The organism is Nannocystis exedens (assembly GCF_002343915.1).
Classification (GTDB): Bacteria; Myxococcota_A; Polyangia; order Nannocystales; family Nannocystaceae; genus Nannocystis; species Nannocystis exedens.
The window spans coordinates 8596379-8610602 of sequence record NZ_NETK01000001.1 but is presented as its reverse complement, the minus strand read 5'-3'; the positions used below and the strand labels follow the sequence as shown (position 1 = coordinate 8610602).

Below are 14224 nucleotides of genomic sequence, written 5' to 3'. Positions count from 1 at the left end.
GCATGGCGGACACCCTCTTCTATCAGGTCCTCGTGACCAGCGGCGGGGCGAGCTACGACCTGTCGCGCGACCTCGCCTCGTTCACCTGGGAGCAGGACGACACGCGGCCCGACCAGCTGACGCTGCTCGTGCCCGACGGCCACAAGGTGTTCAGCCACGCGCTGCAGGAGGGCATGAAGGTCGAGCTCTCGTTCGGCACCGACGTCGAGCACGCGGTCGTCTTCCGCGGCCGGATCTACGGCGTCGACATGGTCGTCCCGCGGGCCGGCGCCCCGGAGCTGACGATCCGCGCGCTCGATCGCTCGGCGGAGATGGGCACGCACCGGGTGACGCGCCGCTGGGACGAGAAGCCGCTGTCGACCGTCGTCAAGGACGTGCTCGCGCCGTACGCGTTCGCCGATCCGGCGATCGAGATCGTGCCCGACCCCGACGTCAAGGCGGTCCAGGAGGGCACGACCGACCTCAAGTTCCTGTCGCAGCTCTGCGACGAGTACGGGTGCGTCCTCTACGTCGAGCAGCGGCCGAGCGACGAGCGGGTGCATTTCGTCGGCAAGGCGCAGATCGTGCAATCGGAGCCCGAGCTGCAGCTCTATCACGGCCGCTGCGGCGTGCCCGACGTCCTCGACGAGTTCGACGCCACCGTCGACGCGCGCCGGGCCGAGATCCCCTACGTGCTCACCGGCGTCGATCGCAAGACCGGCAAGCCGCTCGACCCGATCACCGTCGAGCCGCGCTCGCCGGGCGTCGTCGACGATCCCTTCCTCGCCGAGAACCTCGCTGCGATCGCCGACCCGACCAAGCGCGCGCTGCTGCAGCAGCTCATCGACGCCGCGCCGACCGCCGCCGCCGAGCTCCGCAAGCTCCGGCTCGCGGAGGACGGCGTCGAGCACGACCGCTCCAAGCCCGCGCTCACCACCACCGCCGAGCTGCGGCTCAAGGCCGACAACTGGGTCAGCACCCACGCGCTCGGCATGTCCGCCACCGGCGCGTCCGCCGGCCTGCCCCGCCTCCGCGCCCGCACCCTCGTCGAGCTCCTCGACGTCGGCGGGCGCTTCTCCGGCCGCTGGTACGTGTCCCGCGTCAAGCACAGCGTCGGGCTGGGCGGCTACCGCACCGAATTCGACTGTCGGAGGTGAAGCGATGTTCGACGACTTGCAGCAAGCTCTCGGCGCGCAGGGGCGCGGGCAGCACCACGGAAAGTACCCGGGGACGGTCAAGGACAACGCCCCGGCCGACGCCGAGGTGCCGGGCTCGATCGTCGTCCAGGTCGCCTACTTCCAGGAGCGCGACCCCGGCAACCCCGCCGCCGTGCGGCCGATGGAGTGCATCGCTCGCCCGTGCCTCCCGCCCGGCGCGTTCATCGTCCCCGACATCGGCGCCTCGGTATGGGTCGAGTTCGTCGCCGGCGACCTCACCCACCCGATCTGGACCGGCGCGTGGTACCCCGAGCAGGCCGCGCCCGCCAACCCCGAGGGCGAGCAGCCGACCCCCGACCAGCGCCTCCTCCGCAGCGTCGCCGGTCACGTGCTCTGCCTCGACGACACCGCCGGGTCCGAGCGCGTGGTCCTGCAGGACCCCAACGAGCACGTCCTGACGATGAACAAGGACGGCGTCGAGCTGAAGTGCGGCGCCTCCGTCTCGCTGCAGCTGAAGAGCGACGCCATCGTCCTGACCTGCGGCACCAGCAAGATCACCCTCGACAATCAGGGCATCACGCTCGAGGCGGGCGGCCACCACTTCATCATGGAGGCCGGCGGCACCACCCTCAACGGCCAGTTGGTCGTGCTCAAGCCGCTGATCGACTGGCTGACCACCCACGCGCACGCGCCGAACGCCGCCGCCGTCCAGGCGCCCCAGCTCGTCGCTCCGATCTACGTCTCGCAACTGCCGGGGTGACCGCGCCGCGCGCGACCGAGGAGTCTTTCTTATGACCGCAACCATCCGAGGATTCGCCTTCCCGTTCCGCATCGACCCGGACTCCGGCAGCGTGGCCGCGCAGGCCGGCGACGACAAGCTGCGCGAGAACATCGCCCACATCCTGCTCACCGGGGTGGGCGAGCGGATCATGCGGCGCGGCTACGGCGGCGGACTGCAGCAGCTCGTCCACGACCCGAACAACGAGGTCCTGCGCGGCGTGGTGCAGCACCAGGTCGCCAAGTCGCTGGGGCGGCTGGAGCCGCGGATCATCCTGCAGGAGGTGCGCGTCGTCCAGGACGGCGAGACCCTGCTCCTGCGAATCAAATACATCGTGCGCAGCACGAGGCAAGTCCAGACCTTCTCCGTGCCCTTCGGGACGGGCGTGCTCTGACCGACGGGAGATGCACCCATGACGACCAAGCCACGACCGCGGATCGACTACACGAGCCTCGACTATGAATCGCTGCGCGCCGCGCTGCTCGGGCTGGCGCGCGAGCGCCTGCCCGAGTGGACCGACCACTCGCCCAACGACCTCGGCGTCGCCCTCGTCGAGCTGTTCGCGGCGATGGGCGACGCCCTGTTCTACTACCTCGACCGCGTCGCCGGCGAGAGCTACCTCGAGACGGCGCAGGAGCGACGCAGCGTCGTCAACCTGCTGCGCCTGATCGGCTACGAGCTGCGCCCGCCGCAGCCGGCCTACGCCGACCTCACCCTGCTCTTCCACAAGGACGCCGCCGGCCAGGTCCAGATCGCCAAGGGCGCCGGCTTCGCGACCACCGCCAAGGCCACCGGCACCCCGGTCGTCTTCCGTTATCTGCGCCCGTCGCTGACGCTCGACGTCGGCGCGCTGCCGCTGACCACCGTCGACGGCAAGCAGCACCGCGTGTTCGCCCCGCTGCCGGTGGTCCAGGTCGATCAGCTGGTGACGGGCGAGGTCCTCGGCTCCTCCGACGGCAGCCCGCGCCAGCGCCTGCCGCTCGCCCGCAAGCCGCTGATCGACGGCACGCTCGAGATCGCCGTGATGCAGCCGTTCCAGAAGATCTGGCGGCGCGTCGACACCCTGCTCGACAGCGCCGGCACCGACGAGCACTACGCCGTCCGCCGCGACGAGAACGACGTCGCGTGGATCGAGTTCGGCGACGGGGTCCGCGGCAAGCCCCCGGCGCGCGGCCGCAACAACCTGATCGCCAGCTACGCCGTCGGCGGCGGCGCCAGGGGCAACGTCCCGGCGCGCACGATCACCGACGTGTCGCCCGCGATCCCGCAGCTCGATCGGGTCTTCAACGAGGCGCCGGGCACCGGAGGGGCCGCCAGCGAGGCCGTCGCCGACGCCGTGCAGCGGGCGCCGCGGCAGTACCGCTCGATGGGCCGGGCCGTCACCGCCGCCGACTTCGAGGCCCACGCGCGCAGCTTCGGCGTCGCCAAGGCCCGCGCCCGGGCGCTCGGCAACCGCGTCGAGCTGTGGATCGCGCCGGCCGGCGGCGGCTACCCCAACGATCTGCTGAAGGACGACCTGCGCGCCTACCTCGACGGCAAGCGGATGCTCACCACCCTCCTCGACCTCCGTGACCCCGTCTACGTCCCCGTCGCCCTCGCGGCCAAGGTCGAGGTCGAGCCTTACTTCTACCGCAACGAGGTGCGCGCGCGGGTGAAGGAGGCCATCCGCGCGCTGTGGAGCTTCGACAACGTCGACTTCGCCGACACCCTGTACGTCAGCAAGGTCTACGAGGCGATCGAGTCGATCGAGGGCGTCGCCGGCGTGACCGTGACCCACTTCGGCGTCGCCGGCGGGCCCAACAACGCCGGCGGCGCGCTCAAGTTCGGCTACGGCGAGATCCCGCTGTCGACCGGCTTCGCCGACCAGGACCTCGAGGTCACCGGAGGCAAAAGCGATGTCCTTTGAGGTGCAGCAAGACCTCCACGCGCGTCGGCTCGCCGTCCGGGCCGAGCACGCGCGCGGGTACCTCGATCCGTTCCCCGGCGTCCGCGTGGTCCGCAAGCTCGACCACGCCGCCGCCGCGGCGAACGGCGGCCTCGTCCTGTTCGACGCCCACCGCCAGCTCGGCGATCCGGCCGCGCCCGCGCTGTTCTGCCGCCGCCTGCGCGGCCTGACGGCCAACGCCGCGGTCGACGGCGGCCTCGTCGAGTTCGAGCTGTGGGAGGCCCACCCGACCGAGCCGCCGCCGGACGTCCCGTCGACCTCGCCGACCCACGTGCACGTCGACATCTGGAACGGCGCCGAGCTGCGCTCGTTCCGCTTCGCCGGCGTCACCAACGCGGCGAAGTCGGTCCAGCAATTCGGGCCGTTCACGATCTTCGCCACCGACTATTTCGCCGGCGACGATCACCTCGGTCGCGCCGCCCTGTGGATCGAGCCCGGGCAGCCCAAGCGCCTGACCTTCACCCCCGACGGCCTCCCCCCGATCACCGTGTACTACGACGTCGAGGAGGAGTGGCGCGCCGACCTCGTGCTCGTCGGCGGCGCCCAGGGCCAGTACCAGGCCGACTTCACCTGGACGCGCGGCGACCAGACCGTGCTGACCGGCACGATCCGCAACCTGTTGCACGTCGACAGCGGCTCGCGGTCGGTGGCGGTCGAGCTGGCCGACGCCGCGCCCTCGCGCCCCGGCGCCCCCGCCGGGCTCGACGGCCAGTCCTATTATTATTACGCCCTCTTCCTCGACGCCCAGCCGGGCCCCGACGGCCCGCAATACGCCGCGCCCGCCGCCGTCGCCTCCGCGCTGGCGACCGGCGAGTTCGGCGAGGCCGAGCGCCTCTATCGCCAGCTCCCGGCCATTCATCGCAGCTACGACGAGCCCGACCCCGCGGTCCAGGGGCAGGGGCAACTGCGGCGATTCCTGCAGGTCTTCGGCGGCGCCCTCGACCAGGCCCGCGGCAACGCCGACGGCCTGCGGCACCGCAACGACCTGTTCCAGGTCGACACGGCGGCCCTCCCGCGGCTCGCCCGCTGGATCGGCTGGGACGTCGACCGCACCAGCGCCGGCGAGGTCCAGCGCAACGACGTGCTGTTCGCCAGCGAGATCTTCGCGCGCGTCGGCACCGCGGGCAGCCTCAAGGCCCTGATCCCCCGCGCGCTCGACTGGTCGTTCACCGTCCGCGAATTCGTCGCCAACGTGTTCTTCACCAACGCCCGCCCGACGCGCGAGTGGGACGTGTGGACCGGGAGCAGCCCCGACGGCGAGGTGTTCGGACAGGCCAGCGCCGTCGTCAACCCCAACCCGGCGCGGCTCGCCGGTCGCCCCGCGCTGGTGATCGGCGACTTCGGGCTGATGTGGATGTTCTGGCACCAGCTCGCGGCCGGCGGCCGGCGGGAGATTTGGGTCCGCTGGCCGCTGCAGGGCTTCGCGCCGCAGCGGGTGGCCGTGTTCGACGGCATCAGCGACCCGCAGATCGCCGACGAGTGCCCCGCCGTGCTCGTCGACGGCGCCAACCTCCGCCTGTTCTGGAGCTCCAACCGAGGCGGCTCGTGGGACATCTGGACCCGCACCTTGCCGAAGAACTACCAGGGCGGGCAGATAAACCCGATCGGCGCCGCAGAGCGGCTGACCGATCACGCCGCGGACGACCGCAACCCGGCCGCCGTGATCGAGCCCGGCGGGCGCCTGTGGCTGTTCTGGCAGTCGAACCGGCGCGGCCCGTGCGACATCTGGGCGCGCACGCGGGTCGACGGCGTGTGGAGCGAGCCGCGGCGGATCACCACCGCGGCCGTCGCCGACCAGATGCCCGCGGCCGCGCTCGACCAGAACGGCGCCGTCCACCTGTTCTGGAGCGCCGCCACCCGGGACGGCTGCAAGCTCTACGAATCGGTGCTCGGCGTCGACCTCCAGGGCGAAGATCAGTGGAGCGCGCCCGCCGAGGTCCCGGGCCCGCCCGGCCTCGCCTGCCGCGACGAGGCCCCCTGCGCCGTGCTGTTGCAGAACCGGCTGCGCCTCTACTGGCACTCCAACCGCCGCGGCAGCTGGCAGATCTGGACCAGCGAATTCCTCGGCGGCGCCTGGACCGACCCCGTCCAGGTCGAGCAACACATCAACGGCGCGCCGCACCCGAACAAGCACATGGTCGCCGCCAAGGAGCCGGCCGCGGTCCCGTGGAACCTCGGGCTGTTCACCGCCTGGCGGTCGCAGCACCGCGCCGAGGCGTTCGCCTCGCGGACCTTCAACACCGCCGATCCGGCGGCGATCGCCGCCCTCGGCACGCTCACCGACTGGAATCATTACACCTACGACACCGGGCGCGAGCTCGCGGACTGGTACGCGACCGACACCGTCGGGGTCCACTTCACCGTCCCGCAGGACGACCCGCTCGTGGCCGACAAGCTGCAGCGCGTCCGGGACTTCATCGAGCCGTACCGTCCGGCCACGGTGCGAATCGTCTGGTTCGCCGGCATGGACCCGGTCACCTGAGCCGAGCGCGGCCGAGAGCGACACGAAGGAGAGACAATGGGTAACTTTTCGAGAGACCCGGACGAGGTGCTGGCGGCCAACCTGGCGAAGGGCTACGTCGGCGTGCGGATCGAGCAGAACGTCCCGCTGCTCGACCGCGACGTCAACCTGCTCGGCGATCTGGTCGGCGCCAGCCTGCGCAAGATCATCCAGGGCTACGTCGGCGACGGCGTCGCCCCGGGCGACGACGGCTCGTTCCAGATCACCGCAGCGAACCCCCAGGGCACCAACTTCCAGATCGGCGCCGGAACCATGCTGGTCGGCGGCTTGCAGGCGCGGACCGGCCTCACCAGCTACGCCGCGCAGGCAGGCGCGCCGCCGCTGACCAGCCCGCCGGTCGGGCAGGTGCGCGTCGACGTCGTCTACCTCGACGTGTGGCTGCAAGAGGTCGCGACCGACGCCGACCCGGCGATCGACCTCGGCAACCTCGCCGACATCGGCATCGCCACGTCCGTCCGCCTCCAGCCGGCGTGGCGCGTCGAGGTCGCCGAGGGCACCGACGAGGTCCCGCCGGCGGCCGAGGGCCACGCGCGCTGCCCCCTCGCGCTCGTCACCCGCGACGGTCCGACGGTGGTCCAGCTCGAGGACCTGCGGGTGCGGCGGCTCAACCTCGCCGACCTCGTGCAACGGGTCGAGGCCCTCGAGGCCGACATCGCCGTGGTGAAGACCGCCCTCCAGCCGAGTTTCTCGCCGACGCGCCCGTTCGACAAGCCGAGCAGCTATCCGACCCGCACGGTCGTGCTGTACGGCAAGAACTTCGACCTCGGCAGCGTCGGCGTCAAGATCGGCAACTTCGCCCTGCCGATCGTCGGCCAGCCGCTCGCCAATGCGATCACCGTGCGGATCCTCGAGACCGCGCCGAAGGGCGACGTCGCGTTCACCGTGACCACCGCGCTGGGCGCCGTCACCAGTCCGGTCCATCGCATCTTCGGCGCCGCCGCGATCCAGATCGCCAACCCGTTCTCGCCCAACCCGGTGCCGTCCGGCCAGTCGTTCACGATCACCGGCACCTTCCTCGACGCGCCCAACGTCGAGGTCCAGGTCCAGCCGTGGAACGGCGGCACCTGGAGCGCGCTGTCCGTCAGCGGACCGACCCCCACCACGATCGCCGCCGTCGCCCCCGGCGCCGGCCAGTACAAGGTGCGGGTCCGCAGCGAGGTGTCCCCGACGTGGTTCACCAGCAACATCATGCTCACCGTCAGTTGAACGCCCATGCCGATCTTCTCCAAGGATCCACAGATCTCGCTCGCGGCCAACCTCGCCAAGTCCTACGCGGGCGTCCGCCTGATGCAGGGCGTCCCCGTGCTCGACCGCGACCTCACCCTGCAGGGCGACCTGCTCGACGCGACGCTGCGGCGGGTGCTCCATCACCACCTCGGCCAGGGCACGCCGCGGGGCCCGGCGGATCAACTCAAGATCGCGCCGCTCGTCCCTGCCGCCAACGACTTCACGATCACCGCCGGTCGACTGCTGGTCGGCGGCATCGACGTCGAGAGCGCGACGATCCAGTATTCGAGCCAGGGCCTCCCGGCGCTGACGCCGACGGGCGGGGCCGCGCGCGTCGACGTCGTCTACCTCGACGTCTGGCTGGCCGTGATCGACTGCACCGGCGACCCGTCGCTGTTCCACCCCGACGACTACGAGCTCGAGACCTCCGTCCGCCTGCTGCCGCGCTGGGTGGTGCGGGTGGCGGAGAACACCAACTCCGTGCCCGCGCCGCAGGCGGGCCACGTGCACTACTTTTTGGCCCGCCTCACGCGTCCGGCCAACACCTCGACCATCACCGCGAGCATGCTCGCCGACCAGCGGCGGACCCACCTCGACCTCGCCGGCGCGACCGGCCGGGTCGCGCTCGCCGAGGCCGCCGCCGCCGCCATGCAGTCGGCGCTGTCCCCCGCCTTCGCCGCGAGCCCGTACAGCCGCGGCTACGCCTACCCGGGGCTGTGCCTGAAGATCCGCGGCCACCACTTCCTCGCCGGCCAGGTCGCCGTCGAGCTGCGCCGCATCGACGCCGCCGCGGACGCTCCGTGGGTGTCGGCGCCGCTCGTCGGCGAGGTCGAAGCGAACGCGCTCACGGTGCGGATCCCCGCCGGCATCGCCGGCTCGCTCGCCGTCGCGGTCACGAACGGGGTCGCCCGCAGCGAGGCCCCCGCGCCGCTGTACGTCTACGGCCCGCCGACCTTCGCCACCTCCGGGCCCCAGATCACCCCGCAGACGACCGACATCGGCGCGACCGTCACCCTCCACGGCGAGTTCTTCGACATGCCCGGCGCGGTCGTCGAGCTGGCCAGGGTGACCGAGCCGGCCGTCTGGAAGGCCGCGACGATCGTCGGCGCGACGAGCGACAAGCTCTTGCTCAAGGCTCCCATGACCGGCGGCGAGCACATGGTGCGCGTCCGGACCCTGGCGAGCGACCTCCCGGCCGTCAGCCTGGAGACGCTGACGCTCTGGGAGATCTAGCCCACGACGCACCCTTCACCCACCTCGAGGCCATGATGATTTCGTCCACCACTCCCAGATCCGGCAACATCCCGCTGATCCTCCTCGGCTCGGAACGCGTGCAGAACCTCGACCCCACGCTGGAGTATCCGTACGCCTTCAGCACTTGCAATGCGCAGGGGATCCCGATCGTCGAGACGGTCAGCCTCCACGCCGAGAACTCCCAGAAATCGATCGCGCTGTGGCTCCCCACCCCGCTCCTGCCGATCGCCGAGCAACCGGAGCGCAGCTTGACGATCGTGTGGGCGTACTCCAGCTGGGGCATCGGCAACGGCACGATCCACGATCCCACGTTCCAGGTGATCCTGCGCAGCCGGCCGTCGCGCCCCGCCGGCAGCGCCATGCGCTTCACCTCGAAGGCCGAGCAGGTCTTCCAGCTCTCGACCGAGGTCGCCGCGCCCAACCCGTCGGCGTTCTTCGACCACTGGGTCACCACGATCGAGGGCATCAAGGGCGCGGGCGAGCTGGCCCCGCACGGCGAGGACTTCCAGTGCTACCTGCGGGTCAAGCTGCCCGCCCGCGCCTCGGGCAGCCCGACCTCGATCCGCTGGCAGATCCACGGCCTCGCGGTCGATCAGTGGTGACCGCAAACATTTGAGGACGGGCGGTGGTGTCGTGAGCAAGGCAGGCACTCGTATGAATCGAGCGGGCGAGCGGACCGGCAGCGCCGGCGAGCGAGCCCACGACGTGAGGACCCAAGCCGAAGCGGACCGGATCGGCGCGCACGAGGCCTTCGCCGGCAGAGCCGCGCTCTTCGGCGAGGGCGCGGCGCGGGTCGATCCGCGCCGCGCCCTGGCCCTCCAGCGCGCGCTCGGGAATCATCAATTCTCGCGGCTCGTGCCCGATCGAGCGCCGCCCGAGCGGGTCGTGTTCCGCCAGCCCGTCGAGGGCTTCGCCGGCGAGCCCGGCCGCGACGCCGAGCAGCGCGCCCTGTCCCTGCCCGAGGGCGGCGCGCCGATCCCCGCCCCGCTGCGGAGCGCGCTCGCCGGGGTCGTCGCCGTCGACCTCGAGGCCGTACGGATCCACACCGACGAGCAGGCCGCCGCGACGGCGCGCGAGCTCGGGGCCCGCGCGCTGACGGTCGAGCACGACATCTCGTTCGCCGCCGGCGAGTACGCCCCGCACACCCCCGAGGGCTTGCGGCTGCTCGTGCACGAGCTCAAGCACGTCGAGCAGCACGCGCGAGGCCTGCGTCCGGGCACCCTCCCGGGGCGGGCGATCGGCGACCCGCACGACGCGCTCGAGCAGGAGGCCGACCTCGCCGCCCAGCGCGTCGCCGCCGGCCCACTGTCACTTTCGCCCACCGCCCCGGCTCCCGCGCCCGCGCGTCCGGCCGCTCGCCCGCGTCGGGCCGTCCGCGGCGCCTCGCCCGTGATCATGCGGCAGCCCCGGGCCGACGCCGCCGGCGATCGCATCGAGGTGATCGAGGACCGCGCGAAGCACAAGCTCCGCGTCGTCCGCGTCGACAAGACGGGGCGCATCGTCGCCGGCCTCGCCGAGATCACGCCGCCGAAGGGCGAGTCGCTCGAGGCCGCCAAGGTCGAGGCCAAGCTGCACGAGACCAGCCGCCTCACCGACGCCCGCGGCACCTACAAGATCAAGCTGCCGCCGCGTTACACCGCGACCACCAACCCGAAGGAGACCGTCCAGCTCAGGCAGACGACCGCCGAGGAGCTCGCGCGCAAGGAGGCCGACCGTCAGAAGGTCGAGGCGTACCTGGCGGCCCAGGACGAGGAGTTCGGCACCAACCTCGCGTTCCTCTACGCCGCCGACCTCGCCGACGAGGACAAGGTCGCCGCGCTGATGCGGACCGAGGGGTACCAGCAGTTCGCGCAGAAGCGGGCGGAGAAGCAGTACTGGACCGAGGTCCGGCGGCTGATGGAGCTCGACCGCGAGAGCATCAAGGAGGGGTACCTGGCCGGCGGCGTCGTCCTCAGCGACCGGGAGGCCGACGACACGTGGGTCGACCGCGAGCTGGAGAAGCCGTGGGACGAGCAGAACGACCGCCCCAAGCCGCACATGTCGGCGCTGCAGCAATGGGAGGCCCGCAACCGGGCCCGCATCGAGGAGCGCCTGTACGTCCAGGGCAAGCGGGCGCAGGCGCGGGGCTTCGCCGAGGAGCAGGCGCGGATCATGGCCCACCGCGTCGAGCCCGGCGCGACCAGCTCCGCCGCCGAGAAGCAGGAGGCCCGCGAGTGGGCCGCCCTCGCCGGTCACGACCTCGCCGACGACGACGCGGTCGCGCGGCAGATCAACGCCCAGGTGCGAGCGCACCAGGGCGACCTGCTCGAGCTGGCGACGAAGGAGGCCGCGTGGGCCGCCATGCACCACGGGCAGGACAGCCCCGAGGCGCGGCGCTGGCGGACGATCCTGAACGCCCACGCCGCCGCCATGAAGGCCGGCGGATTCGACGCTCCGTGGCGGCCCAACATGGCCCAGGAGGCCCGGCAGGACGCCGAGGACGCCGCGCTCCGCCAGCAGTTCGCGCGGCTGTTCCCGGGCTTCGAGGAGGGGCTGAGCGTCAAGGAGATGCGCGAGATCTTGCGTCGCGGGCGGTCGCGGGATCAGCTGTCGTCGTGGGAGCGCGAGCACCTCGACAAACACGGCAGCTTGCCCAACGAGGTCACCGACGAGCGCGGGATCCTCCAGGGCTACAAGCTCTATTCGTACGAGCAGCTCGGCCTGAACGGCGGCGTCGGGCAGGTCACCGAGGAGATCGTCGACGTCGCCGGCAAGCGCGTCTCGATCACCAAGACCGTGACGCTCACCCCCGCCGTCGCTTTCTTCGAGGACCTCTCGCGCAGCCTGCCGTACATGAGCACGGCGATCAGCGCCCTCGAAGCCTTGACCGGTCGGAGCATGCGCCTGCGCGACGCCTACTCCGAGACGGGGCGCGAGCTGAGCGTCGGCGAGCGCCTGGAGGCGATCTTGAACGGCCTCCCGGCGGGCGGTCCGTTCGCCAAGGTGGCGCATTACGCCGGCCGCATCATGCTGGCCAAGGCCGCGCTCGAGGTCACCACGGGCATGGACCTGTCCGGCCCCGGGCTCGACGCCATCATCGCCGGCAAGCCGCGCTGGCTCACCGCCGACGAGCGGGCCCAGCGCGCCCTCCACGGCGCCGCGATGCACATCGCCTATTCGGCGCTCGGGGCGATTCAGGGCACCGTCGCCAACCGCAAAGCGATCGATCAGACCTTCCGGGCCGAGCCGCACCAATGGCGAGACCCCGGCCGGGCGCCGGACGCGTCGGAGGCCGCGGCGTTCGGCACGATGGGCCGCACCATCGTCGACAAGGCGGCGCGCCTCGGCGAAGCGCTGCTGACCAGCGGGATGCGTCCCGGCGCGCCGCAGCTCGTGTACCACGAGGGCGCGCCGCTCGTCGCCGAGATGCACGAGGGCGCCGCCCCGGCACGTCGCGCAGACGCCGGCGGCGAACCGCCGGCCGCGCGCGACCTCACCGTGGAGCGCGGGGTCGAAGGCGAGAACGGTAGACCACCCAGGGCGACGTACCGCCGGGAGCCGACGGCCGACGAGCGGGCGGAGGCCTGGCAGCAGGCGGACGCCATGGCCGCGTACTGGGAAAAGCGAGGGGTCGCGCCGCCCGAGTTCACCGCGAACATGGATCATCCGACCGCGTGGATCCACGAGACGGACGGCAGCCCCACCCAGCTCCGGCGGATCAACCTCGGCTACAACCTCGCGCCGGCCCGGGACCCCGCCGGCGTCCCGCTGGAGCACCGGGCCAACGCCGCGCTCTCGCCACGCGCCGCGACCGGCCACGAGGGCGGCCACTACGAGGCCTTCGTCGCCGACAAGGTCCATCCGCTCCACGAGGAGACGCAGGCCAGCCTGCGCGGGGCGATTCACATGCCGGCTCTCCCGCTCTCGGATCGCAGCGCGTTGATCCGCGACGCCGCCGCCCGGCTCGGCCACCACGAGCAAGGCACACCCGTCGCCGGCCGCGAGCACCTGCGGTCTCGCTGGCAGCGCCCGACTCTCGTGCTGCCGCCCGGCCTCTGGCTCGAGGCCATCGACTTCCGCTCCCTGCCGCCGCGCGGTCCGGCGCCCGCCGCGTCGGGCCCGAGGGGCATCGAGGTCCGGCACGTCGAGTCGTCCCGTCGCCGCGGCCCGCCGCCGCGCGCCGCAGCGCCCGCGGACAAGGCCGGACAGCCGTCGCGCTCCGCCGCCGAAGAAGCCCGCGATGCCTTCCGGAGGGCGGGCGAGAAGCTCGCCAATCTCGAGCAAAACCCCCCGCCGCGACAACCCACCCCCCAGCCGCAACGCTCCCGGGGCGCGTCGCCGCCACCTCCGAAGGAAGCACCCGCCCCGTCGCAGCCGCGCCAGCAGCCCGCGCGATCGGCCGACGCGCAGCGCAGCGAAGACAGACCGCCGCCGGTCAAGCTCAGCCCCAGGGAGCGGGCGGACCTGGACGCCAAGATCGTCGCGGCCTGCAAGCAGCTGCCGTACCTGTCGAAGCAGCTCGAGCTGTCGCGCAGCCGGGTCCTTTACTACATGAAGCGGATCGAGGCCGGCGAGCCGGACGCGCAGCCGTCGGTCGTCAACAACGAGCTGACCGACGGCCACCACCGGCTCATCGCCAGCCTGATCCTCAAGAAGCCGGTCGAGGTCTCCCGCCGCTCCGAGGATCCCGCGATGCGCCAGCTCAGCAAGGCGGCGCACGAGATGGCGGTGCGGATCGCGGAGGCGCTGGGGACCCCACCGCCAAAGGTGAGGCCGCTGCGACCGATCAAGAACGCGGACTTCGTGCTCGTCGATTGACGGCGCGCGCAGGGCTTGCGACGAACCGGATCGGTCGCCGGCGAGCGCCACACCTCCGCCCCTCGCACGATCGGCGAGGCCACGCCGCGGCTCGCCCGCCGACGCCGCGTCAGACCGCCGTAATTGCTGTCTCTTGAGACATGTCCATTCAAACATGTCTCCAGAGACACCATGCCGTCAAGCCGCCAGCTTGCGCTCGACCGCCGTGAGCACGCCCTTGCGCGCCTTGTGCTGCTGCTCGTAGCGGCGGACCTCCCGCAGCTCCTTGCGGTCGAGGTCGTCGAGCTGGCGGGCGATCTGGGGCACCGTGAGCTGCTCGTAGTCCGCGATCGCCAGGCCGCGGTCGGGCGAGCGGCCGGCGCGGTCCTTCGCCCGGGCCGCCTTCGTCTCGCCGTACTCGCGCCGCTGCTTGTTGACGATCCGCGCCGCCACCTCCTCCTCGCGGCCCTCGTAGCGGCCCTCCTGTTTGAACTCCCGCTTCAGCGCCTCGTACTCGCGCTCGCGCTTCGGGCTCGCACCTCGTGGCATGGCTGCGCTCCTCCTTCGCCCGACCATGAACGACCTCG

10 protein-coding genes are annotated in these 14224 nt (G+C 72.1%); 9 read left to right on the top strand and 1 reads right to left on the bottom strand.

Going from position 1 to position 14224, the window contains the following annotated elements; all coding sequences use genetic code 11:
* Positions 1 to 2: 2 nt before the first annotated feature.
* From NAEX_RS33780 to NAEX_RS52400, 9 genes are all read left to right on the top strand, one after another.
* On the top strand, positions 3 to 1136 hold the full coding sequence (locus NAEX_RS33780; protein ID WP_096331599.1) for a phage late control D family protein: 1134 nt from the start codon (positions 3 to 5) through the stop codon (positions 1134 to 1136).
* A gap of 4 nt (positions 1137 to 1140) precedes the next feature.
* Positions 1141 to 1896, top strand: a complete 756-nt coding sequence (locus tag NAEX_RS33775) for a phage baseplate assembly protein V (RefSeq protein WP_096331598.1) — start codon at positions 1141 to 1143, stop codon at positions 1894 to 1896.
* A gap of 31 nt (positions 1897 to 1927) precedes the next feature.
* On the top strand, positions 1928 to 2308 hold the full coding sequence (locus NAEX_RS33770) for a GPW/gp25 family protein (RefSeq protein WP_096331597.1): 381 nt from the start codon (positions 1928 to 1930) through the stop codon (positions 2306 to 2308).
* An 18-nt stretch (positions 2309 to 2326) separates the two neighbouring features.
* Positions 2327 to 3820: a baseplate J/gp47 family protein gene (locus NAEX_RS33765; protein ID WP_096331596.1), complete on the top strand. Its 1494-nt coding sequence runs from the start codon at positions 2327 to 2329 to the stop codon at positions 3818 to 3820.
* Positions 3810 to 6341 (top strand): hypothetical protein, encoded by a 2532-nt coding sequence (locus NAEX_RS33760; RefSeq protein ID WP_143141161.1) that lies wholly within the window; start codon positions 3810 to 3812, stop codon positions 6339 to 6341. Before NAEX_RS33765 ends, NAEX_RS33760 begins: the two co-directional genes overlap by 11 nt.
* A 36-nt stretch (positions 6342 to 6377) precedes the next feature.
* Positions 6378 to 7586 (top strand): hypothetical protein, encoded by a 1209-nt coding sequence (locus NAEX_RS33755; protein ID WP_143141160.1) that lies wholly within the window; start codon positions 6378 to 6380, stop codon positions 7584 to 7586.
* Between the two features lie 6 nt (positions 7587 to 7592).
* Positions 7593 to 8840, top strand: a complete 1248-nt coding sequence (locus tag NAEX_RS33750; protein WP_096331593.1) for a hypothetical protein — start codon at positions 7593 to 7595, stop codon at positions 8838 to 8840.
* Between the two features lie 32 nt (positions 8841 to 8872).
* Positions 8873 to 9463 carry a hypothetical protein gene (locus NAEX_RS33745; protein WP_096331592.1) on the top strand — a complete coding sequence of 197 codons (591 nt, stop codon included), beginning with the start codon at positions 8873 to 8875 and terminating at the stop codon, positions 9461 to 9463.
* A 103-nt stretch (positions 9464 to 9566) separates the two neighbouring features.
* Complete coding sequence (locus tag NAEX_RS52400; RefSeq protein WP_211302523.1) at positions 9567 to 13658, top strand: eCIS core domain-containing protein; 4092 nt, start codon at positions 9567 to 9569, stop codon at positions 13656 to 13658.
* Between the two features lie 177 nt (positions 13659 to 13835).
* Here NAEX_RS52400 and NAEX_RS33735 read toward each other — a convergent pair whose 3' ends face one another.
* The gene (locus tag NAEX_RS33735) at positions 13836 to 14186 is read right to left on the bottom strand and encodes a hypothetical protein (RefSeq protein WP_096331591.1); all 351 of its coding nucleotides are present in this window, start codon (positions 14184 to 14186) and stop codon (positions 13836 to 13838) included.
* Between the last annotated feature and the right edge of the window lie 38 nt (positions 14187 to 14224).

What these genes read in the sequence shown, in the direction of transcription:
- NAEX_RS33750 (WP_096331593.1), top strand. Translation starts at nt 7,593, where the DNA reads ATGCCGATCTTCTCCAAGGATCCACAGATCTCGCTCGCGGCCAACCTC.
- NAEX_RS33770 (WP_096331597.1), top strand. Translation starts at nt 1,928, where the DNA reads ATGACCGCAACCATCCGAGGATTCGCCTTCCCGTTCCGCATCGACCCG.
- NAEX_RS33780 (WP_096331599.1), top strand. Translation starts at nt 3, where the DNA reads ATGGCGGACACCCTCTTCTATCAGGTCCTCGTGACCAGCGGCGGGGCG.
- NAEX_RS33745 (WP_096331592.1), top strand. Translation starts at nt 8,873, where the DNA reads ATGATGATTTCGTCCACCACTCCCAGATCCGGCAACATCCCGCTGATC.
- NAEX_RS33735 (WP_096331591.1), bottom strand. Translation starts at nt 14,186, where the DNA reads ATGCCACGAGGTGCGAGCCCGAAGCGCGAGCGCGAGTACGAGGCGCTG.
- NAEX_RS33765 (WP_096331596.1), top strand. Translation starts at nt 2,327, where the DNA reads ATGACGACCAAGCCACGACCGCGGATCGACTACACGAGCCTCGACTAT.
- NAEX_RS33775 (WP_096331598.1), top strand. Translation starts at nt 1,141, where the DNA reads ATGTTCGACGACTTGCAGCAAGCTCTCGGCGCGCAGGGGCGCGGGCAG.
- NAEX_RS33760 (WP_143141161.1), top strand. Translation starts at nt 3,810, where the DNA reads ATGTCCTTTGAGGTGCAGCAAGACCTCCACGCGCGTCGGCTCGCCGTC.
- NAEX_RS33755 (WP_143141160.1), top strand. Translation starts at nt 6,378, where the DNA reads ATGGGTAACTTTTCGAGAGACCCGGACGAGGTGCTGGCGGCCAACCTG.